Source organism: Paenibacillus sp. GCM10027628 (assembly GCF_042676385.1).
GTDB lineage: Bacteria > Bacillota > Bacilli > Paenibacillales > NBRC-103111 > Paenibacillus_E.
Map to the genome: position 1 here is coordinate 93,523 of NZ_JBHTHA010000049.1, position 20,219 is coordinate 113,741.

The window sequence follows — 20,219 nt, forward strand, 5'->3', positions numbered from 1 at the left end:
AGAATACCTCCGTAATCATGATCATGTGCTGTAACTGAGCAGTAATGACTTCACTACAAGATACCAGCCGTCAACAAGAATGAACAGCAGGATCTTAAAAGGCAATGAAATCATAACGGGCGGCAGCATCATCATCCCCATCGCCATTAAGGTACTGGAAACAACCATATCAATGACCAAGAACGGAATGAATATCATAAATCCCATTTGAAAAGCAGACTTAAGTTCACTAATCGCATAGGCCGGTACGAGTGCAGTAATCGGAATGTCGTCTACTCCTGTTGGCGCTTTGGCTTTCGTATAATCCAGGAATAATTTCAAATCTTTTTGACGCGTATGCTTAAACATGAACTCTTTCATAGGACCAGCGGCTTTCTGAAAAGCTTGCGTTTGATTAATCTCGCCTTTCAGATAGGGTTGCAATGCAGTTTGATTGACCTGACCCAGGGTTGGAGACATGATAAAAAAGGTTAAAAACAGAGCTAGTCCGATTAAAACCTGGTTGGGTGGCATCTGCTGGGTTCCTAGTGATGTACGAACGAATCCAAGTACAATGACAATCCGCGTAAAGCTCGTCATTAAGATAAGAAACGAAGGGGCCAAACTCAAGACGGTTAATAAAAGCAAAAGCGTAACGGTGTTCGACGATCCCGCAGCACCGCTTGATCCGATATTGACATTTAGTCCGGGAATCGGATTGCCCGGATCGGTCTCCGCGGCAGATGCTGTAAGTGAAATAACGAAAACCGACATAACCAGCAATAAAGCCACAACCACTATCTTGTTTCTTTTCATTCTTCATTCAACCGATCTTTTTGTTTTTGATCCGAAAGCCATTCCTCGACATTTTTGTTGCGATTCGTCACTCTCTGCAGCTTATCGTGGAACACTTGTTGGAAGGATGAAGTAATTTCTACTTCTTCCTCGACTTCCTTCTTGCGAACAGGGAGCTTGCTCAGCCATTTGCTTAAGGAATCAAAGCCAGAACGTTGATCCTGCGTAGAAGTAAGCAAATCCGTAATATAGGCCACTTCATCGGCGTCATTGATTTTATCCAGCAATTGAATATTGTCACCGACGCCAACTACGAAGAGAGAATGACCAATTTCAACAATTTGAATCGATTTGTTCTGACCAAGCGGTACTCCACCCAATGAACGAACGGAGTTTCCGAAGAATGAACCTTTATTTTTCTTGGCCAAAAATTTAATAAGAATAAAAAACAGGAAAATAATAAAGATAAGAAAAAATATGACTTTGCCAATCATAGCAAATGAATCAAAAGCCGTTGTTGCCGGGAACTCGGAACCAGGAAGACCAGATCCCGGTTCGGTTTCTGCAGCGAAAGACTTGGTCTCCATAAAAAGGAATATGACTAGGCTGCAAGCAGCCGTTAATAGTGTTTTGCTTTGGAGTCTTCTCATAGCCACATCCCTTTCGGTTTATGTAAGACTCAACCGAACCAGGCGGTTAGCCTAAAGTCTTTTTAATTGCTTCGATAACGCGATCCGCTTGGAAAGGCTTCACGATGAAATCTTTGGCACCTGCTTGAATGGCGTCAATAACCATCGCTTGTTGCCCCATTGCTGAACACATAATAACCTTCGCGTTAGGCTCTAACTTCTTAATTTCTTTCAATGCTTGAATGCCGTCCATCTCAGGCATCGTGATATCCATAGTAACAAGGTCCGGTTTGAGTTCTTTGTACTTCTCGATCGCTTGTGCTCCATCATTAGCTTCGCCACAAACTTCATAACCATTTTTCGACAAAATATCACGAATCATCATTCTCATAAAAGCTGCATCATCCACGATAAGAATACGGTTTGCCATTAATAAACAGTCCCCCTAATAAATTAAGTAAGTTATTGTAACTTTTGAATTCGTTCCCACTGGTTCACAATGTCAGTGACACGAACCCCGAAGTTTTCATCGATAACGACGACTTCGCCTTTGGCAATCAGCTTATTGTTAACCAAGATGTCCACCGGCTCACCGGCAAGCTTGTCCAATTCGATGATTGATCCCTGGGACAGTTCCAAGATGTCTTTAATCACCTTTTGAGTTCGTCCTAATTCTACTGTCACCTTCAATGGTATATCCAATAGTAAATTAAGGTTCGTATCATCTGCATGACCCATTGTGCCAGATTGCAAACTTCCGAATTGAACCGGCTGAACGTTCACATTGCGATTTGGCATACCACCATAAGCCGCAGGAGGCTGCTGATACATCGGCTGCTGTGGCGGGTACATTGGCGGATACATAGGTTGGCCCATCGGCGGTTGCTGATACATAGGCTGCTCATAGATTGGCTGTTGCTGCATAGGCTGCTCGTACATAGGCCCAGATGCGGCAGGAGGCGGTGTATGAACTTCTTGCCTTGGAGCTGCAGCCGGAGTCGGCGCAGGTGCTTGAGCGGCCGGGGCAGCTTCCATAGCAGCATCTGTATCTCCTCCCATCAGAATCGAAACCATTTCTTTGGCAAATGGAACAGGAAGCAACTGCATAATGTTGGAATCAATCAGGTCGCCAATCGTCAGTCGGAACGATATTTTAATAAATACGTCCTCATCAGGTAATTTTCCTTCTCCTTTCGACAAATTTAATATGTCGATTCCTGGAGGAGAGATATTGACAAACCGATTAAAGATGGTTGACATCGATGTTGCAGAAGAGCCCATCATCTGATTCATGGCTTCCTGCACAGCGCTAATGTGAATCTCGCTAAGACTCTCATCCCCGCCTGTACCGTCTCCGCCCATCATCAGATCGGCTATAACCTGAGCATCACGCGTTTTGATCACAAGAAGGTTAATGCCATCAAAACCATCCACATAGTTTACGTGAACAGCCACATGAGGCCTCGGAAACTGCTCTTCCAATTCTTCTTTAGCAATTACGGAAACCTTAGGCGTCGTAATATCGACTTTTTTGCCGAGCAACGTCGAAAGAGCTGTGGCGGCACTACCAAACGTGATATTGCCGATTTCACCAAGCGCATCTTGTTCCAGAGAAGACAGGAAATCCTCTACTTTCGGATGCCCATGAAAAGAAGAGTCGGAGCTTGAGCTATCTTCGGATGTCTGTCTTAACAAGGCATCGATCTCTTCCTGAGACAAATAATCTCTGTTATTACCCGTCATTTTCTTCTTCTCCTTCATGTACGATATCAGTAATTTGTACAGCCAACTTCCCTTTTACGCTACCAGGGTTTCCAAGATATTTCAGCTTCTCGCCGACTTTGACTTGAAGCGAATCTTCGACGGGTTTACGCAGCGGGATAACATCGCCTACAGATAAGCTCAAAAATTCGCGTATCGAGATCTCGGATGTTCCCAATTCTGCGATGAGAGGCAGCTTGGCTTTCTCCAAGCGCGATTGAAGTGCATCCACTTCTTCCGGAGCTCTCGTTTTTTTCTGCGAAACAAACCAGTGATGCACAGAAAGTCGAGGCATGATCGGTTCAATAACGACATGGGGGATAGCTAAGTTTATCATACCGGTCGTATCGCCGATTTTGGTACTCAATGAGATAAGCGCAATCGTTTCATTGGGCGACACGATTTGCATAAATTGAGGATTCGTTTCTAAAGCTTCTAAACGAGGCTGAATATCAATAACCGTCTTCCAGGCCTCTTGCAAACTATCGAACGCTCTACTGAAGATTCGTTCCATCACGATTGTTTCAATTTCGGTTAAAGCATTGATTTTGGTGGGCGTTGTACCCGCACCGCCTAACAAACGGTCCAACATGGCAAAAGCAACATTGGGATGAACCTCAAGCACCATCCGACCCTCTAAAGGCTCTGCTTCAAAGATGTTCAAAATGGTCATTTTCGGGATCGAGCGAATAAACTCGTCATAAGGGAGTTGTTCGACTTGGACCACGTTAATTTGAACGAATGTACGAAGCTGCGCAGAAAAATAAGTCGTCAAATATCGTGCAAAATTCTCATGTATTCGAGTTAAACTTCGAATATGATCTTTTGAAAAGCGAACAGCTCGTTTAAAATCATAAGCCCTTACTTTTTTCTGCGTCTCCTCTTTCTTGAGCTCATCCGCATCCATTTCACCGGAGGACAAAGCAGCGAGCAAGGCATCGATCTCATTTTGCGACAATACATCAACCATAAGAGTCACCTCCTTAAAGCAAGTTCAGCGAGCTATTGAAGTACTTTATCCGTTATCCAAATCTGCTTGATTTTACCGTCGTGCAGCAATGGGTTTAATTTATTCATTAATGTTGAAGTCAAACTATCAGACCCTTTACTGCCTTCGATTTGTTCTTTGGTCATGTCACCCAATGTTTGAACAATCGTCCCTTTTACAGCTGAGTCTAGCAGACTATCAAATTCTGTCTTGCCTTTAGTGTTCTCTAATTCAAAAGCTAAACTGATTTTAATGAAATTCTGGCTGCCGGATAAGTTCGTCAAAATATCTTTGATAATTGCCGTATTTGCTTTGACGGTTTCAGCCGATGGCGCTTTAGTCGGTTTCACACTTGCAACCGCATCTTGAGCTTGTCCTGCCGGATCCTTGGATTGATTATTTTTCTCCATAAAATTCCATAAAACAAATGCAGCTGTCAATATCAAGGTAATCGCGATCAAAATCGAAACAATAAGTATAAAAATTTTGTTCTTAAACACCTACGAGCCCTCCATATCCATGGACTTGATAGTGGCTCGAATTGAGCCGATTTCCTGCATGTAGGTTCGCACTAAGCTTACCACAACCTCTGCCTTCTCGAGAACCGTGATTTTCTTACCTGTGGTCAATGTAATCATGGTGTCCGGAGTCTCTTCGATCATCTCGATTAAGATGGCATTCAGAAAGATGGTCTTACCGTTTAATCGTGTTAGAGAAATCATTGTTTCCTCCTGCATCCCGTTGGGGGAGCTCAGCCCCCCATCTAGCATGCTTTAGTTATTAGTGCTTAAGATTAACAACCTCTTGAAGAACTTCATCAGAAGTGGTAATAATGCGCGAGTTCGCCTGGAAACCGCGTTGGGCAATAATCATTTCGGTGAACTCACCCGTCAAGTCAACGTTTGACATTTCTAACTGTCCGGAAACCAGTGTTCCTGCACCAGCCGCTGCATTCCCTGGAGTTGTAATCGCATTTCCGCTACCTGCTGACATCGGGGCATTCGCCGTTGTTCGGTACAAATTGCCGCCTACTTTTTCCAAACCACCCGGATTATCAACTGTTATAATCCCTAATTGCTGGCCTGTTACTTTAGCACCGGCATTATCAATTCCATTAATCGTACCGTCTTGACCAATTGAAAACGAAACGATCGCAGGATCAATAACGACCGGAGCGCCACTCGCATCTAGCACATGAAGGCCGTCAGCATTGACTAGGTTTCGGTTCGCATCCAGAGTAAAGTTGCCGGATCTCGTCAAAAACGGTCCACTTGGCGTTGTCGTATCGACTGCAAAAAATCCGTCTCCATTAATTCGTAAATCCGTCGTTACATTAGTTGTCATAGCACTTCCTTGAGTATGAATGGTATCGATTGCAGCCATGCTGACACCAAGACCAACCTGCTGCGCATTGACACCGCCACGCTCAGCATCCGGAGCACTAACACCTGAAACCGTTTGACTCAAAATGTCTTTGAACATGACACGACTGCCTTTAAAGCCGATTGTATTCACGTTGGCGATGTTATTGCCGATTACATCCAATTTTGTTTGAAAACCGCGCATACCTGAAACGCCTGAGTACAAAGATCTTAACATGTGTAAGATGCCTCCTAAAGGTTTTCTAAATAAGTTGAGCTGCTTCATTCGCTCCACAGCTCCAGGCTCCCTAGAGTGGTCCAGCCTGTTGGTCAAGCAATAATAACGGCACTATCAATCTGTGTAAAAACATGTTCATTCATCGATTTTCCATCTAGCGCTGTCACTACAGTGCGATTAGGAACATTGACGATTAGTGCGTTGCCATTCAAAAGCATCAGGGCATCTTTGGCTCCTTTAGCTGCAGCCTTGTCAATGGCAGAACTAATTTTGTCCATTTGCTCCGGTTGAATTTGAATGCCTCGCTCTTTGAGCCTAACCTCTGCATGATGACTAAAACGAACAAATTGATCCTGAAGCAAATTTTGAAATGTTGGTTTACCGGGGGTAGTCGCCCGCGGTTGGACAAGTTGTGTTCGTCTCGTAGACGCTGGAGGAGCCGCATTCGGATAAAGCTGCCCAATGGATATTCGCTCCGTCATTTGGTTTCTCCGGGATTCTCAATTTTTGTGAGCTTGTCCAGAGAAATTTCCTCTCCTTTCACATTGGCATATTGATTGCCATCTTTAAATGTAATGGAATCAACAATACCCGACTTGTCAACTGACGCTCCTGAGGAATCCGTACTGGTCCACGTAATCGATTTGCCGATCATTCCTGAAACAAACCCCAATGATTGACGCATTAGCTTCATTTCGCTTGCCATGTTCGTCAATTGTTCAACCGATGTAAACTGAGCCATCTGAGCGATAAACTCTTTGTCTTGTAACGGCTGTGTCGGGTCTTGATTCTGAAGTTGGGTAATCAGGATTTTAAGGAAATCATCCTTACCTAAGGCATTCCCATCTTTTTGCTTGGTTTGTGAGTTCTTGCCGGCATTGATTAAATCCGACACATTGCCGACAATTGGATCTGTAGCCATCATTTCACCTCCAGATTCCTAATTATTTCATGATTCATTAAGCAATCACATCGAAGGAATTCCCGTATACAGCCGAACGCGACTGTACAACGTTCTCAATTTCTTGATTAAAATCCAGAGCATCTATTCCATAATCTGCAGAACGATTTTTGCTCTGACGTTGTGATTGGTTGGAAGACTGTCCTTGACGTTGATCCTGGAACATGCCGGACTGCATCGTTGGACTTTGTGTAACCTCAAGTTTCTCTACTTGCAATCCTTGCGTTTGCAGAGATTGTCTTAACTGCGGAAGTTGACTTTCAAGCATCTGTTTACCAGCAAGGCTATCTGCAGCAAATTGAGCTACCAGTTGCCCTTCATGCATCGTGATCTTCACATCAATATGTCCCAAATTTTTAGGGAATAACGATAACTTTGCTTCAGAGATGCCATTTGCTAATGTAACCTTCATGTTTTTCAGTACATGTTCGGTCATTTCTGCCGAAAAATTGGCCGCATTCATCGTTTGTGCGACGGGCTTCTCCAGCGGTGAAGTGGCAAGTTGTGCTTTTTGCAAATCGCTCAGAGCCATTATTGGACTGGAAATCCCGGATACATCTGAAGGACGTTCTTGGTCAGGCTCCAAAGGTACTTCAGCCTTCATAATGGATTGAATAGCGGGTACATTTATGACATTTTTCACAGCAAGAAGCTCGAGTTTAGAAATAGAAGGCTGTTTAGCTGTGACGATGTTTGCATTTTGCATCTCCGGAGCAGCTGGCTTATATGTACGCTTATGCTGGGGACGCATACTAGCAGTATGAACGTCTATTGATTTGTCTTCTTCCAAACCTGCAGCGGCTTGTGTTGCAATGCCAGTTTGTTCATCCAACAATTTTGAAGCATTCGAACCAGCTACGAATTGAGGGAGCAAAGGTTCAATTGCATGCTGTAAATCTTGATTCAAATATTGCAAAATCGGATTATCAGGCTGCTGTTTCGATAATGACGCAAGGGTGAGCAATACATTCTGTGCTTGCAGATTGAAAGTATCAGCGGTCGGCAGACTAGATCCACTTCCCAAAGAAAAAGCTGGGGTTATCGGATTATCGCTAAATGAGCTCAGCAACTGCTCCGCTTGTTCAACCCATTGTTTCATTTTAGGATTTTGTAATAACTTCTCTGCCAATCCTGCATTGCTGTTCATCGCTTGCAGTAACATCTCTGGAAGAGGCTGTTGTTCAGTAGAATCGCCAGCAGGCATTTGTTCATTCTGGATTGCATTTTGCATCGGCATAGTTAAACTTTGAAGCATTTGCATCAAAGCTGCCAATGATGTAACTTCAGCCGAAGGATCATTAGCGTCTTTGGGCTGTTGTTCAAGCTGACCGCTCAAAATTTGATTAAATGCGTCTTTAGCGCCCACGTTTGCACTCGCTTTTCCTGTCGCAGTTGAAGTCGAAGCAGTCCCTGCAGGCGCTGAAGAATTTGACGATGGTGCAATTGGCATTTGTACGTCCATTTTTTCACCTCCCTTCATGTGGATAATCTTTTAATGAGCGAGCTTTGCTGTAATCGAAGCGGCAATTTCTTTGTTGGCATCAGATAAGGAGGACATCACTTTCGAACGTGATGCGTTATCCATTCCGCTTAGGATTGCAAGCACTTTATCAGGGTTTGATTTATTCATTTCTAACAGCACGTTGGCCGCACTTTTCGGTACCATATTAGCAAACGTTTGTCCCAAATCTTCCTTGCTTACGGAAGTCGAACCTTTAGTTGGGTCTTTAACTCCATTCAAGGCTAATCGTTCTTGAAGAGCGGCGATTTCTTTATCCCGTACAGGAACCACATCTTTTAACCCGATCGAAGCTTCAGCCGCTTTTTTGGCATCCATCTTTTCAAGAATGGCTCCTCGACTATCGGCTTTCATCATGGAGAAAACCAAGACCATCTCTTTAGGTGTTAAATTTTCAATAATCGGAGCCGCTTTGCTTGGCGTCATTTTGGCATATATGCTAGCGAGCTGGGTAATCTGATTGTTGTACTCTTCTTCCGTTTGCGTCTTATCTTTTAACTTATCTTCCAGTTCAGTAGCTTTGGCCTGCGCATCCTTTATAGATTGATCTTTTTGTTCAGCCGTTCCATCTGATTTTTTGAGCGCTGCTTCCAATTCGGCCACTCTCGCGTTCAGCTTTGCAATCTCATCATCTTTGCCCTTCAGAGACTCTTCAGCGGTCAAGGCCTTACCTGCTCCAGTCACAACTGTTTTCTCTTTAGGCGCTGGTACGATACTGCCAATAACAGGTGTATTATGAAGTGCCTTCTGAATGCTGCTCTTGATATCGTAATCAAAGATGGACAACAAAACGAAGAGCAGAACCGCCGTAAACACAAATGGGATGACAAACCAAATCAAGAATCGCTCTAATGCACTATAGGATGTACCCTCTATGCTCGTATCAGCCATTCCCTTTTCCCTCCTTCACGCTTCAATAGGACAGTCGCTTGTATCGGTTCGTGGCCATCTCATCTTGAGATTCCTGTTCCTTCTTTGCAACCAAAGATTGAAACTGGCAGTAAGCCTTCTCTCTCGCTTTTGTCCATACTTTCTCGTCGATCATTCTTTCGGAGAGATGCTCTTGCTTCTTTTCCACTACATGTTGTGCTTTTTGAATATCTTGATGCTTGCGCATAATCTGCGTATCCAGATGATTCATATAAGTTTGCAACCGCATCATTTCAGCAATTCTCACTGAATTTCCGGAGGCATCAGCCATCTGACTTTGAAGCTGATCTTTTTCTGCGTATAAACCGTGAAGACTGGTTTCTTCGTTCCGCAATTGACCGAGAGCATCAGAGAGAATCCACTCCGCTTGAGTTCTTTCATTATATTTGAGATCCACAATTTGTTGGAAAGAATACCGAAATTTCATTCAGGCCCCTCATCCCCTGTAAAATTCATGAATCAAACGTTCTTGCGCTTCATCAAACGTTAATTTCTCGCTCGTTTTTTGCTTCGTATAATTCCATATCGTTTCAATATTTTCAATTGCAATATCGATATTTGGATTCGAACCTTTTTGGTACGCCCCGATATTAATGAGGTCTTCCGAATCTTTGTATATGGAGAGAAGTCGCTTTAATTGATCAGCAGCTTCCATATGTTCCTGAGGGACAATTTCTTTCATTACGCGGCTCACACTGGATAATACATCAACAGCCGGATAATGTCCTTTATTCGCTATGCTTCGATTGAGCACGATATGTCCATCCAGAATACCGCGCACTGCATCAGCGATTGGCTCATTCATATCATCGCCGTCAACCAAAACCGTATAGAATGCCGTAATGGATCCCTTCGGCCCAGTTCCGGATCGTTCCAACAATCGCGGCAGCATGGCGAAGACGGATGGTGTATAACCACGAGTTGCCGGCGGTTCTCCTACTGCAAGACCGACTTCCCGCTGAGCCATCGCAAACCGGGTTACAGAATCCATCATCATCATGACATTGAGACCACGATCGCGAAAATATTCAGCAATACTTGTTGCAATCATCGCACCTTTAATACGAATCAATGCGGGTTGGTCGGAGGTCGCGACGATCACAACGGATCTGGCCAAGCCTTCAGGGCCCAAGTCTCGTTCGATAAAATCGAGGACTTCTCTACCCCGCTCACCGATAAGTGCAATAACATTGACATCAGCCGAAGTATTGCGTGCGATCATGCCCATCAGCGTGCTCTTACCTACACCCGAACCCGCGAAAATACCGACACGCTGACCTTTGCCGATCGTGAGCAAACCATCAATGCATCGAACGCCTACGGAAATCGGATGAAGAACACGCGGCCGAGTTAGAGGATTGCTGGGCGCATTATTCGTTGAATATTGAGCCATTCTTGATGGCAAAAATGATCCGTCGAGCGGCTGCCCTAAGCCATCTAGCACCTTGCCCAACAATTCATGACCAACCTGTACGGTCAAAGGCTTGCCTGTTCCAACTACATCACAGCCAGGTCCTATGGCTTCCAGTTCGCCTAAAGGCATTAATACTACTTTATTGCTACGAAAACCAACAACTTCCGCTTTCAAAGGTTTATTGGACTTATGCGGATAAATGTAGCAAAGATCGCCTATACTCACATCCGGGCCTTCGGATTCTACAGTTAAACCAATCACTTGAGTGACTTTTCCATTGACCCGAACTGGGTCGATTGCATTTAGCAACTCTTTGTATTTATCTGCTGACGGCACGGAAAAGCTCATCATTCAGCCCCCTCACTTTGGTTGGCCATTTGCCGCAGGGCTGATTTAATTTCTTTGAGTTGCGTATCAATTCTTGCGTCAATACTGCCATAGGAAGAACGAATGACACATCCGTGATCCTGTACAGAGGCATCAGGAATGATCTCTAGCTCAGCTTGTGAGTCGATGGAAGTTAACAATTCCTCACGAGCATCCTGGATATACGCGAATTGAGAAGGAGTTACACACAACGTAATAATTCCTTTTTCACGTCGACGAGAAAGAACTTTCTGGACAAGATCGAGTACCCATTCCGGGTTTATGCTTAATTGACGACCTATCACTTTCTCAGCGATAGAAGTACTTAGATCTATAAGAAAAGGTTCTGATTCTTGAATAATTTGCTGTTTAAGAGTATAGGCTTGTTCCAAAATGGTACGTGCCTCTGCCAACATTTCATTATATTCTTGGCGAAGAACGATCTCAGCCTGCTCTATCCCGCGCTGATATCCCTCTTCAAACCCAGCTTGCTCAGCTTGTGAAACATGTTCTTCATCTTGTGCTCGACGTTGCTCCCACCATGAAGATATCTCAGAGTCAACTTGTTCCCGAAGCGCGGCACACTCCTGCATTGCGAGATGAATCTGCTCATTGGCAAAAGCTTCGGCATCCTGAAGTATTTGATCCTTCATACTGGTTGCTTCTGCCAACTCTTGCTGCTGTTCCGGAGTCAGTTGGTTTCTCACGCTTTCTTCATCTTCAAGCAATCCTGCACGATATAGCTGCTGTGGCGTAAGAGCTTCAACAAGCTTAGTATCCTCTAGTGGAACATAGGCAAATGATTTAATGACATTAGACAATAATATCATCTCCTCCACCGCGAGCGATGATGATTTCACCTGATTCTTCTAGACGACGAATGGTGGCAACGATGCGTGTTTGCGCCTCTTCCACATCACGCAGACGTACTGGGCCCATAAACTCCATTTCTTCCTTAAAGGTTTCCGCCATCCGTTTGGACATATTTTTAAACAAAGCGTCGCGCACTTCTTCACTCGCCACTTTAAGCGCAAGCTGTAGATCGGCATTTTCAATATCCCGAATAATGCGTTGAATAGAACGATTGTCGATATTGACGATATCTTCGAACACGAACATCCGTTTTTTGATTTCTTCTGCAAGCTCCGGATCTTGAATTTCAAGGGAATCGAGAATCGTACGCTCCGTACCACGATCAACACCATTCAGAATTTGAACGATCGAAGCAATACCGCCCGCGTTCGTGTAATCCTGAGTAACCGTCGCGGAAAGTTTTTGCTCAAGCACGCGTTCCACTTGACTGATCACTTCCGGCGAGGTGCTGTCCATTAAAGCAATACGCTTCGCAACATCAGCTTGCTTCTCTTGCGGAAGTGAAGATAAAATAATCGACGCTTGATCGGCCTGCAAGTAAGACAATACCAAGGCGATCGTTTGCGAGTTTTCATTTTGAATAAAGTTAAGAATTTGAGCCGGATCGGCTTTCCTAGCAAAATCAAACGGTCTCACCTGCAAGGTAGCCGTTAACCGGTTGATAATATCCAGAGCTTTCTGATTACCTAAAGCTTTCTCCAAAATATCTTTGGCGTATGCAATACCACCTTGAGAGATAAATTCCTGAGCCAAGCAGATTTGATGAAATTCCATGAGAATGGATTCCTTCTCTAAAGAATCCACTTTCCTTACATTAGCAATTTCAAGCGTTAACTGCTCAATCTCATCTTCGCGCAAGTGTTTAAAAATTTGAGCAGACACCTCAGGGCCTAAACTGATCAAAAGAATCGCGGCCTTTTGCCGTCCGGTTAACCCTTGCAGAGCAGCTTTAGCCATACAACTGCACCTCTATTCATCTACTAACCAAGTACGAAGCAGATTGACGAAATCTTCGGGTCGCTTCTTCGCAAGAGTTTCCAATTGTTTGCGCACTTGATTGTCATTGGTCACATTTTCGATATCGATTGTTGGAAGTTCTGCCTTAGTAGTCGGCATATTGAGTTCTTCTTCCAGTTGTTGAGTAGCTTTTCTGCGTTTTCTCAGTATAAAACCGCCAATTGCACCTAGAGCAAGTGCAGCTAATGCTAATCCGCCATAAGTCAAGTAAGATGTAGTCTTGGCAGCTGCGGCGTCTGCCGGCCGGACAAATGAATGAGCAAACACTGTAACTTTTTGCTGCAATTCTGCGTCAGTATAAGTGACCTTATTATCGGCAAGTGCCGTTCTCACAATATTCACCAAAGCGGCTTGTACAGCTGCCTTCGTCTCAGGAGTCAAAGAGTTAGGATCATCTTTAACAGGGGGCTCTATCCCTACATTAATACTTAAATCCTTAACCACATAAGGCGTTGAGATAATATCGTTTGTAATGCGATTCACTTCGTAGTTCACAGTCTTGCTGTTCTTCTCGGAATTCGATTTGCCAGAGCTGGATGATCCCGGATATCCCGGCACATCAGTTGTACCTGTTCCAGGAACCCCCCCATTCGACGATCCGTCGTTCTGATACGACTCGGTCGCTTCCTGTAGGGAAATTTCCAACCCTTTTTGATCTACTTGATTTGGCGCACTAACCAGCTGCTCTTTACTTTTCTTTTGATCGAAGTTCATCGTCGAGAATACACTAACGATGACTTTATCGCGACCCAGCATCGTGCCGAGCATACTGTTAATATTTTTCTGCAAATCGTTACGGAATTGATTATTAATGTCCGCTTGACTCGTTACCAAGTTCGCAGAATTTTGCCCGCCTGCCTTGGAAGAATTCAAGCTTTCTCCATATTGATCTGAGATGGTGATATTCTCCAAAGGAAGGTTCTTCACACTGTGAGAAACCAAATTATAAATCGTATCGATTTTACCTTGATCCATGGTATAACCCGGTTTAATTTGAAGCACTACGGAAGCTGTCGCTTGCTCTTGCTGCTGTTTTAAGAAGGGACCTTCTTCCGGTAATGTGATTAACACTTTAGAACTGCTAATACCTTGATTGGAGTTAATTAATTGTTGAAGCTCCCCTTGAACGGCATTTAAATATTTGACTTTAAATTCATTATCAGTAATACCGAATGAACTGCTGTTGCTAAACGCACCGAAACCTAAGGAACCATTTTTGTTCAACCCTTGAGATTCAACACCAAGTTTCACATTTGCAACTTCACTCGTTGGAACTTCGATACTTTTACCATCAGCACTTAGATGATAAGGAATCTTAGCCGTATCCAAATAATTTTTAATGGATGCAGCATCACTAGGCTGCAAATCGGTAAAGGCTAATGAATATTCTGTCTTGGATAAATTAAAACTGATAATTGCTGCAGTAAGAACCAAGAGGAAAACCGTAGCTATGAAAGTGATTTTCGTCGTTCTACTGTATCGATTCCAATATTGTTTCACCTTTTCCCAATATTGGAGCAGGTTCTCATTCACGGTGTCACCTCATTGACCCAAAGTTTAGCAGCGCGGAGCGGAATCACAGCTGCATTCTCATCATTTCTTGATAAGCTTCCAGAACCTTATTTCTAACCTGTACGGTCAGTTCCAGTCCTAATGAAGCTTTCTCAGAAGCGATAGTCAATTGATGAACATCAGAGAGTTCGCCTTTGATAAAACTCTGATTCAACTGGTCGACTTGCTGTTGCTGTGTATTTAAATTGTTCATTGCATCATTAAGAAATGAACCGAATTTTTTCCCTAAATCCGCTGCACCTTCGCCTGTGTTATCTTTAGGCTGTACGGAGCTCATAATATTAATTGGGCTATAGCTGATTTTGTCGAGCATGATGAGCCTCCTTTACTAGTTATCTACCTATTTCCAATGCCTTCGATATCATGGATTTACTGGCATTAAGCGCAGTGACGTTGGCTTCATAAGATCTCGTCGCCGAAATCATATCTACCATTTCCTTGAGCACATCAACGTTGGGCATATACACAAATCCATTTGAGTCCGCATCGGGATGAGTAGGATTATACACTTGCTTGAGCGGTGAAGTATCATCGAAAATTTTATTAACTCTGACTCCCTCGCCGGTTCCATCCGCCATTGCCGATTGCAAGGTTTGGGCAAAGGTTGGTTGTGATTTCGTTTCAAATGAAACTAATTTCCGCTGATAGGGAACCCATTTCCCATCGACGAATTTGGCCCGAGTTGTATCAGCATTGGCGATATTGGAAGAAATGACATCCATCCTCAAGCGTTGTGCTGTAAGGGCGGACGAACTAATATCAAATCCGTTCGTGAGTCTCATCGTTTATCATTTCCCTCCCAGGACGGTATGCATCTTTTTAAACTCACTATTCATTTGTTGAATCAAAGTATTATATTTCAGTTGATTTTTGGCCATCAAAGACATTTCATAGTCCATGTCGACATTATTCATGTTATTGTTAATCGCAGTTGTTTCATCGGTCTTTATTTCCGGAGGCGTCACATTCGGTGATTTACCTATGTAAAAATGTCTACGATCCGTTCGATATCCTTCTATAGAGGGTGTCGATGAACTCATTTGGCCTTGTAAAAGTTCTTCAAACATGACATCAGAACGTTTGAAATAAGGTGTATCCACATTGGCGACATTATTCGCTATGACTTTTTGTCGAAGGGACGACGCATCAAGCGTACGCTCCATTAAATTCCAACTGGGCTTGTCTAAAAGAGACATTAGGAAAATACCCACTTTCTATAGAATGGTTGAGTAAATATTCAACGTTAACCCTCATGATTCCTTCTTATTTCGACATTATATTCATAAATAATAAAATGATTTGTTACCAAATTGTAGAAATATGTAGAAGCATTTGTTACATTTCTTATCATCTAAGATATTAACCTAACTTACAATAAGAAAAAAGCCCTATCTTTTACAAGACAGGGCTTTGCTTCATATTCGACATTTATTTAGATGTTATAGTTTCGTTTTGAGTTGTTCGATGCTAAGAATTAATTGTTCATTTAGAATTCGGATATAAGTGCCTTTCATTCCCAGCGAGCGTGTCTCGATGACTCCGGCACTTTCCAATTTACGAAGCGCATTAACAATGACTGAGCGTGTGATCCCAACGCGGTCGGCAATTTTACTTGCAACTAAGAGACCTTCTTTGCCGTCCAGTTCTTCAAATATATGTTCAACGGCTTCCATCTCACTGAAAGACAAAGAGCCAATTGCGACTTGAACTACAGCTTTACTGCGTGCCTCTTCCTCAATTTCTTCAGCTCGTTCTCTTAAGATTTCCATGGCTACAACTGTTGATCCATACTCCGCCAAAATCAAATCGTCATCCACAAAAGCCGCATCGTTTCGACTTAAAACCAATGTCCCAAGACGATCTCCGCCTCCGATTACAGGAACAATAGTCGTATACGTATATGGAAACATATCTCTCATTTGATCTGTGTAATAGTAATAAGGACTATCCGGCTCCACATTGGAGGAAGTTTCTTCAATCTTCATTAAAAGATTATTCGACTCCGTCGGAAACCGTCTATCCACCAAAATCGTTTGATTCATTTCCGGCGATATGGGATCATTCGTTAAAGCATATCCAAGTATTTTGCCCTTTCGGCTTACTACGTAAATATTGGCGATAACGATATCGCGCAATACTTCAGCCATATCCATAAAGCTAACCGCATTACCCGCTTCTTTTTGAAGTAACCGATTTAGCCTTCTTGTTTTGTTTAATAAACTCATGTAACTGCCTCCTACTTACTTAACCATGCTTATTCACTATAAGATATACTGGCTCAAATCGCGATTTTGGACAATGTCACTTAATTTCTCGCGAACATATTCCGGATTAATGACGATATGCTCAAGCGTAAGCTCTGGCGCTTCAAATGACAAATCCTCTAATAACTTTTCCAAAATCGTATGCAACCGTCGAGCCCCGATATTTTCGGTATTTTGATTGACTTCTACAGCAATTCGCGCAATCTCATGAACTGCCTCATCGGCAAATTCTACGGTTATGCCTTCAGTTTGTAAAAGTGCTGTGTACTGCTTAGTTAATGCGTTCTTTGGTTCTTTCAAAATGGATACGAAATCCTCATGCGTTAAATTGTTTAATTCTACGCGGATTGGAAAGCGTCCCTGCAACTCTGGAATAAGGTCAGAAGGTTTGGCGATATGGAAAGCGCCGGCCCCGATAAACAGCACATAATCCGTCTTCACCGGACCATATTTCGTCACGACGGTTGAACCTTCAACAATAGGCAAAATATCGCGTTGAACACCTTCTCGCGAAACGTCAGGTCCACCGCCACCGCGGCTGCTGCTTGCAATTTTATCAATCTCATCAATGAAAATGATGCCGGATTGCTCGGCTCTGCTGATCGACTCCTGAATCACTTCATCCATATCAATCAAGCGCTGTGCTTCTTCCTGAGTCAGCACTTTACGGGCTTCCTTCACGGATAATTTACGCTTCTTCATCTTTTTCGGCATAAGATTGCCGAACATCTCTTGCATATTCATGCCCATTTGTTCATTGCCCTGGCCTGCAAGCATATCCATCATGGATGGCGAGGAATCCTCGACTTCAATTTCAATCGTTTCCTGCTCGAGCTTCCCTTGGGCGAGTTGCTCTGCAATTTGCGACCGTTTTGCTGCAAGCGAAGGATCAGGTGCCGGTTCTTCCTGCGCAGGTTGATTTTGACCGCCAAAGAGCATTTCGAGTGGATTTCGCTGCGTCTTGGCGCGTGCAGGATTCGGAACAAGAAGGTTAACCAGACGCTCATTAGCGAGCTTCTCTGCGCGATCTTTGACTTTTTCCGTACGTTCCGCTTTCACCATGCGGATTGATGTTTCAATCAAATCACGCACCATGGATTCAACGTCGCGCCCGACATAACCAACTTCTGTGAATTTCGTTGCCTCCACTTTAATGAAAGGCGCTCCTACGAGCTTGGCTAATCTGCGGGCAATTTCCGTCTTCCCCACACCCGTCGGCCCGATCATAAGAATATTTTTCGGAACGATTTCATCACGAAGCGTCTCATCGAGCAAACTTCTGCGATAACGATTACGCAATGCAATCGCGACAGATTTTTTCGCTTTCTTCTGACCAACAATATATCGATCCAATTCCTGCACAATTTGTTTAGGTGTAAGGGAGCTGTTTTTCACTTAAGGTACCCTCCTAAGAGTTTTGCTTTAGCAAAACTTACTTCGTAAGCATAAGCTGAGCTTTCCGTAGGAAAGCTGGCATCGTAAGCATACAAGACCTACTCAATCTCTTCAACGATAATATTATGATTGGTGAAAACACAAATTTCAGCAGCTGTCGTTAAAGCCGCGTGTGCGATTTCTCTGGCGCTTAATGCAGGGGCGTGTCGGTGAAGCGCTCTACCCGCTGCCAATGCGAAACTGCCTCCTGAACCGATCGCTAAAATGCCGTCATCCGGCTCAATAATCTCGCCATTGCCGGAAAGCAATAACAAGCCCGATGCATCCATCACGATCATCATTGCTTCAAGTCTTCGTAAAACGCGGTCTTGACGCCAATCCTTGGTCAACTCTACCGCAGCGCGCTGCAGGTTGCCATGGTGTTCTTCCAGTTTGCCTTCAAATTTCTCAAAAAGCGTAATGGCATCCGCTACCGAACCAGCAAAGCCGGCTACAACTTTTCCTCTATATAAACGCCTTACTTTTTTGGCGCTCCCCTTCATAATCATGCTGTTGCCAAATGTCACTTGTCCATCCCCGGCAATAGCTCCTTTACCCTGATGACGAATCGCAAATATCGTTGTCGCATGAAATGATGCGTTTTTCGGATCCATCGATTTCACCTCTTCGGAATCATAATCAGACCATGTGCACAAAAGATTCTGTCTTAAAAATGAGATAAACCTCTAGCGAGGTCTTGCGAAAATAAGCGACCGCGTCTAGAGGTGATTATTGCATCCATGAAAATGCCACAAAACATAATTATAGTAACATAGGGACAGCTTTACTTACAAGCTTGCAAGTTCCTTTTCCGAAAAATTCTGAATACTTTCCAGCGCTCTATGAGCTAGTTTTTCGTACTTTTCCTTTTTGTTACGAATTCGTTCCGGCAGAGGCGGCAACAGTCCGAAATTGGCATTCATCGGTTGAAAATGCTTGAAGTCGGCTGTAGTAATATAATTAGCCATACTGCCTAATGTTGTTTCATGAGGAAGCACAAGACACGGTTCACCTTTAGCCAATCGTCCTGCATTCATTCCCGCGATAAGTCCAGAAGCGGCTGATTCCACATAACCCTCGACACCGGTCATTTGTCCGGCAAAGAATAGATTGTCGCGGCGCTTAAACTGATAAGTCGGTTCGAGCAGCTTAGGAGAATTGATGAATGTATTGCGGTGCATGACACCATAGCGGACAAACTCTGCATTTTCGAGCCCAGGGATCAGGGACAGCACCCGTTTTTGCTCGCCCCATTTTAAGTGGGTTTGGAAGCCAACGAGATTATACAAAGTACCCGCCGCATTGTCTTGTCTAAGCTGAACCACGGCATGCGGCATTTTGCCTGTATGGGGATTAATCAAGCCGACCGGTTTCATCGGACCGAAAAGCACCGTTTGTTTTCCGCGCTTGGCCATCACTTCAAGAGGCATACAGCCTTCGAAATAAATCTCTTTCTCGAATTCCTTGAGTTCGGCCACCTCTGCTGTAATTAACGCTTCATAGAATGTGTTAAATTCCTCTTCGGTCATCGGACAGTTGAGATAAGCCGCTTCCCCTTTGTCATAGCGGGAAGCGAGATACACTTTGCTCATATCGATGGAGTCTTTCTCAACAATAGGAGCAGCTGCATCGTAGAAGTATAAATATTCTTCACCCATCAGCTCTTTCAATTCACTTGAAAGGGAGGGCGATGTCAACGGTCCTGAAGCTACTACGGTAATGCCTTCAGGTAAAGCTTGCATTTCCTCGTTGCGCACTTCGATAAGCGGATGATTGCGCAGCGTCGACGTCACGGCCTGGGAAAATCCATCACGGTCTACTGCTAAAGCGCCGCCCGCCGGAACAGCATGACGATCTGCACAAGCAAGAATGAGCGAATCCATACGCCTCATCTCTTCTTTCAGCACGCCAACTGCATTCGTTAAACCATTCGCTCTAAGCGAATTACTGCAAACCAGTTCTGCGAACTGATCTGTAATATGAGCCGGAGTTTTACGCACGGGGCGCATTTCGTATAACGTTACCGGCACGCCTTGGCGGGCGATCTGCCATGCTGCTTCGCTTCCTGCCAATCCTGCGCCGATGACCGTTACTCTTGGATAATCTGGCAAAATCGGT

24 protein-coding genes are annotated in these 20,219 nt (G+C 43.9%); all 24 read right to left on the reverse strand.

Features of this window, described 5'->3' with window-relative positions:
* Positions 1-21: 21 nt before the first annotated feature.
* Positions 22-795 carry a flagellar type III secretion system pore protein FliP gene (gene fliP / locus ACFQZT_RS30280; RefSeq protein ID WP_379306311.1) on the reverse strand — a complete coding sequence of 258 codons (774 nt, stop codon included), beginning with the start codon at positions 793-795 and terminating at the stop codon, positions 22-24.
* Positions 792-1,424, reverse strand: coding sequence for a flagellar biosynthetic protein FliO (locus ACFQZT_RS30285; RefSeq protein ID WP_379306313.1), 633 nt, complete (start codon positions 1,422-1,424; stop codon positions 792-794). The genes fliP and ACFQZT_RS30285 overlap by 4 nt, the downstream gene beginning before the upstream one ends.
* A gap of 46 nt (positions 1,425-1,470) precedes the next feature.
* On the reverse strand, positions 1,471-1,833 hold the full coding sequence (locus tag ACFQZT_RS30290) for a response regulator (protein ID WP_188174156.1): 363 nt from the start codon (positions 1,831-1,833) through the stop codon (positions 1,471-1,473).
* Positions 1,834-1,865: 32 nt separating this feature from the next.
* Entirely contained in the window at positions 1,866-3,146 is a 1,281-nt protein-coding gene (gene fliY, locus ACFQZT_RS30295; protein ID WP_379306316.1) for a flagellar motor switch phosphatase FliY, read from the reverse strand.
* Complete coding sequence (gene fliM / locus ACFQZT_RS30300) at positions 3,136-4,134, reverse strand: flagellar motor switch protein FliM (RefSeq protein ID WP_379306318.1); 999 nt, start codon at positions 4,132-4,134, stop codon at positions 3,136-3,138. The genes fliY and fliM overlap by 11 nt, the downstream gene beginning before the upstream one ends.
* 32 nt (positions 4,135-4,166) lie before the next feature.
* The gene (locus ACFQZT_RS30305) at positions 4,167-4,652 is read right to left on the reverse strand and encodes a flagellar basal body-associated FliL family protein (protein WP_379306320.1); all 486 of its coding nucleotides are present in this window, start codon (positions 4,650-4,652) and stop codon (positions 4,167-4,169) included.
* On the reverse strand, positions 4,653-4,874 hold the full coding sequence (locus ACFQZT_RS30310) for a flagellar FlbD family protein (protein ID WP_379306322.1): 222 nt from the start codon (positions 4,872-4,874) through the stop codon (positions 4,653-4,655).
* Between the two features lie 58 nt (positions 4,875-4,932).
* Entirely contained in the window at positions 4,933-5,751 is an 819-nt protein-coding gene (gene flgG, locus ACFQZT_RS30315) for a flagellar basal body rod protein FlgG (protein WP_379306324.1), read from the reverse strand.
* 92 nt (positions 5,752-5,843) lie between these two features.
* Complete coding sequence (locus ACFQZT_RS30320) at positions 5,844-6,233, reverse strand: TIGR02530 family flagellar biosynthesis protein (protein WP_379306326.1); 390 nt, start codon at positions 6,231-6,233, stop codon at positions 5,844-5,846.
* The gene (gene flgD / locus ACFQZT_RS30325; protein WP_379306328.1) at positions 6,230-6,676 is read right to left on the reverse strand and encodes a flagellar hook assembly protein FlgD; all 447 of its coding nucleotides are present in this window, start codon (positions 6,674-6,676) and stop codon (positions 6,230-6,232) included. The genes ACFQZT_RS30320 and flgD overlap by 4 nt, the downstream gene beginning before the upstream one ends.
* 34 nt (positions 6,677-6,710) lie before the next feature.
* The gene (locus tag ACFQZT_RS30330; RefSeq protein WP_379306330.1) at positions 6,711-8,174 is read right to left on the reverse strand and encodes a flagellar hook-length control protein FliK; all 1,464 of its coding nucleotides are present in this window, start codon (positions 8,172-8,174) and stop codon (positions 6,711-6,713) included.
* Between the two features lie 30 nt (positions 8,175-8,204).
* Positions 8,205-9,122, reverse strand: coding sequence for a MotE family protein (locus ACFQZT_RS30335; protein WP_379306332.1), 918 nt, complete (start codon positions 9,120-9,122; stop codon positions 8,205-8,207).
* A 22-nt stretch (positions 9,123-9,144) separates the two neighbouring features.
* Positions 9,145-9,588 (reverse strand): flagellar export protein FliJ, encoded by a 444-nt coding sequence (gene fliJ, locus ACFQZT_RS30340; RefSeq protein WP_379306334.1) that lies wholly within the window; start codon positions 9,586-9,588, stop codon positions 9,145-9,147.
* Between the two features lie 9 nt (positions 9,589-9,597).
* Positions 9,598-10,923 (reverse strand): flagellar protein export ATPase FliI, encoded by a 1,326-nt coding sequence (fliI, locus tag ACFQZT_RS30345; RefSeq protein WP_379306414.1) that lies wholly within the window; start codon positions 10,921-10,923, stop codon positions 9,598-9,600.
* Positions 10,923-11,771, reverse strand: a complete 849-nt coding sequence (locus ACFQZT_RS30350; RefSeq protein ID WP_379306336.1) for a FliH/SctL family protein — start codon at positions 11,769-11,771, stop codon at positions 10,923-10,925. Before ACFQZT_RS30350 ends, fliI begins: the two co-directional genes overlap by 1 nt.
* Positions 11,755-12,771, reverse strand: coding sequence for a flagellar motor switch protein FliG (fliG, locus tag ACFQZT_RS30355; protein ID WP_379306338.1), 1,017 nt, complete (start codon positions 12,769-12,771; stop codon positions 11,755-11,757). Before fliG ends, ACFQZT_RS30350 begins: the two co-directional genes overlap by 17 nt.
* Positions 12,772-12,783: 12 nt before the next feature.
* The gene (gene fliF, locus ACFQZT_RS30360) at positions 12,784-14,364 is read right to left on the reverse strand and encodes a flagellar basal-body MS-ring/collar protein FliF (protein ID WP_379306340.1); all 1,581 of its coding nucleotides are present in this window, start codon (positions 14,362-14,364) and stop codon (positions 12,784-12,786) included.
* Between the two features lie 43 nt (positions 14,365-14,407).
* Entirely contained in the window at positions 14,408-14,680 is a 273-nt protein-coding gene (fliE, locus tag ACFQZT_RS30365) for a flagellar hook-basal body complex protein FliE (protein ID WP_483874897.1), read from the reverse strand.
* 55 nt (positions 14,681-14,735) lie between these two features.
* Entirely contained in the window at positions 14,736-15,185 is a 450-nt protein-coding gene (gene flgC / locus ACFQZT_RS30370; protein ID WP_379306344.1) for a flagellar basal body rod protein FlgC, read from the reverse strand.
* Between the two features lie 6 nt (positions 15,186-15,191).
* Complete coding sequence (flgB, locus tag ACFQZT_RS30375; protein ID WP_379306346.1) at positions 15,192-15,599, reverse strand: flagellar basal body rod protein FlgB; 408 nt, start codon at positions 15,597-15,599, stop codon at positions 15,192-15,194.
* A 243-nt stretch (positions 15,600-15,842) separates the two neighbouring features.
* Complete coding sequence (gene codY, locus ACFQZT_RS30380) at positions 15,843-16,628, reverse strand: GTP-sensing pleiotropic transcriptional regulator CodY (protein ID WP_379306348.1); 786 nt, start codon at positions 16,626-16,628, stop codon at positions 15,843-15,845.
* A 36-nt stretch (positions 16,629-16,664) separates the two neighbouring features.
* The gene (gene hslU, locus ACFQZT_RS30385; protein WP_379306350.1) at positions 16,665-18,062 is read right to left on the reverse strand and encodes an ATP-dependent protease ATPase subunit HslU; all 1,398 of its coding nucleotides are present in this window, start codon (positions 18,060-18,062) and stop codon (positions 16,665-16,667) included.
* Between the two features lie 98 nt (positions 18,063-18,160).
* Positions 18,161-18,715 (reverse strand): ATP-dependent protease subunit HslV, encoded by a 555-nt coding sequence (hslV, locus tag ACFQZT_RS30390; RefSeq protein WP_379306352.1) that lies wholly within the window; start codon positions 18,713-18,715, stop codon positions 18,161-18,163.
* Between the two features lie 174 nt (positions 18,716-18,889).
* Positions 18,890-20,212, reverse strand: coding sequence for an FADH(2)-oxidizing methylenetetrahydrofolate--tRNA-(uracil(54)-C(5))-methyltransferase TrmFO (gene trmFO, locus ACFQZT_RS30395; RefSeq protein WP_379306354.1), 1,323 nt, complete (start codon positions 20,210-20,212; stop codon positions 18,890-18,892).
* Between the last annotated feature and the right edge of the window lie 7 nt (positions 20,213-20,219).

Bases quoted from the DNA above. Each gene is read 5' to 3' on its own strand.
- fliP (WP_379306311.1), bottom strand. From the start codon at position 795: ATGAAAAGAAACAAGATAGTGGTTGTGGCTTTATTGCTGGTTATGTCG.
- ACFQZT_RS30285 (WP_379306313.1), bottom strand. From the start codon at position 1,424: ATGAGAAGACTCCAAAGCAAAACACTATTAACGGCTGCTTGCAGCCTA.
- ACFQZT_RS30290 (WP_188174156.1), bottom strand. From the start codon at position 1,833: ATGGCAAACCGTATTCTTATCGTGGATGATGCAGCTTTTATGAGAATG.
- fliY (WP_379306316.1), bottom strand. From the start codon at position 3,146: ATGACGGGTAATAACAGAGATTATTTGTCTCAGGAAGAGATCGATGCC.
- fliM (WP_379306318.1), bottom strand. From the start codon at position 4,134: ATGGTTGATGTATTGTCGCAAAATGAGATCGATGCCTTGCTCGCTGCT.
- ACFQZT_RS30310 (WP_379306322.1), bottom strand. From the start codon at position 4,874: ATGATTTCTCTAACACGATTAAACGGTAAGACCATCTTTCTGAATGCC.
- flgG (WP_379306324.1), bottom strand. From the start codon at position 5,751: ATGTTAAGATCTTTGTACTCAGGCGTTTCAGGTATGCGCGGTTTTCAA.
- ACFQZT_RS30320 (WP_379306326.1), bottom strand. From the start codon at position 6,233: ATGACGGAGCGAATATCCATTGGGCAGCTTTATCCGAATGCGGCTCCT.
- flgD (WP_379306328.1), bottom strand. From the start codon at position 6,676: ATGATGGCTACAGATCCAATTGTCGGCAATGTGTCGGATTTAATCAAT.
- ACFQZT_RS30330 (WP_379306330.1), bottom strand. From the start codon at position 8,174: ATGGACGTACAAATGCCAATTGCACCATCGTCAAATTCTTCAGCGCCT.
- ACFQZT_RS30335 (WP_379306332.1), bottom strand. From the start codon at position 9,122: ATGGCTGATACGAGCATAGAGGGTACATCCTATAGTGCATTAGAGCGA.
- fliJ (WP_379306334.1), bottom strand. From the start codon at position 9,588: ATGAAATTTCGGTATTCTTTCCAACAAATTGTGGATCTCAAATATAAT.
- fliI (WP_379306414.1), bottom strand. From the start codon at position 10,923: ATGAGCTTTTCCGTGCCGTCAGCAGATAAATACAAAGAGTTGCTAAAT.
- ACFQZT_RS30350 (WP_379306336.1), bottom strand. From the start codon at position 11,771: ATGATATTATTGTCTAATGTCATTAAATCATTTGCCTATGTTCCACTA.
- fliG (WP_379306338.1), bottom strand. From the start codon at position 12,771: ATGGCTAAAGCTGCTCTGCAAGGGTTAACCGGACGGCAAAAGGCCGCG.
- fliE (WP_483874897.1), bottom strand. From the start codon at position 14,680: ATGAGCTCCGTACAGCCTAAAGATAACACAGGCGAAGGTGCAGCGGAT.
- flgC (WP_379306344.1), bottom strand. From the start codon at position 15,185: ATGAGACTCACGAACGGATTTGATATTAGTTCGTCCGCCCTTACAGCA.
- flgB (WP_379306346.1), bottom strand. From the start codon at position 15,599: ATGTCTCTTTTAGACAAGCCCAGTTGGAATTTAATGGAGCGTACGCTT.
- codY (WP_379306348.1), bottom strand. From the start codon at position 16,628: ATGAGTTTATTAAACAAAACAAGAAGGCTAAATCGGTTACTTCAAAAA.
- hslV (WP_379306352.1), bottom strand. From the start codon at position 18,715: ATGGATCCGAAAAACGCATCATTTCATGCGACAACGATATTTGCGATT.